1 protein-coding gene is annotated in these 382 nt (G+C 39.5%); it reads left to right on the top strand.

Features of this window, described 5'->3' with window-relative positions:
- Nucleotides 1-382, top strand: a 382-nt coding sequence (locus tag CD121_RS08070) for a sugar phosphate nucleotidyltransferase (protein ID WP_257214272.1), incomplete at both ends; no start/stop codon positions are given.

The following is a 382-nucleotide window of genomic DNA, read 5'->3' as shown; positions in this document are numbered from 1 at the left end:
CACAGCACGTCAATTTATTGGCGATGAACCATTTGCAGTGTTATTAGGCGATGACATTGTTGAATCTGAAACACCTGCCATCAAACAATTAATGGATGTTTACGATGAAACAGGTAAATCTGTTATTGGTGTACAAGAAGTTGCACCCGAAGATACGCACCGTTACGGTATCATCGACCCATTAGAACAATCAGGATTACGTTATGAAGTTAAAAAATTCGTAGAAAAACCTAAACAAGGTACAGCACCATCAAACTTAGCCATCATGGGTCGCTATGTGTTAACACCAGAAATCTTCGACTACCTTGAAACACAAGAAGAAGGCGCAGGAAATGAAATTCAATTAACTGACGCAATCGAACGTATGAACACAGAAAGCCAA

Origin of the sequence: Staphylococcus pasteuri, from assembly GCF_003970495.1 — a bacterium.
Taxonomy (GTDB): Bacteria; Bacillota; Bacilli; order Staphylococcales; family Staphylococcaceae; genus Staphylococcus; species Staphylococcus pasteuri.
This window is presented reverse-complemented; position numbering and strand designations above follow the sequence as displayed.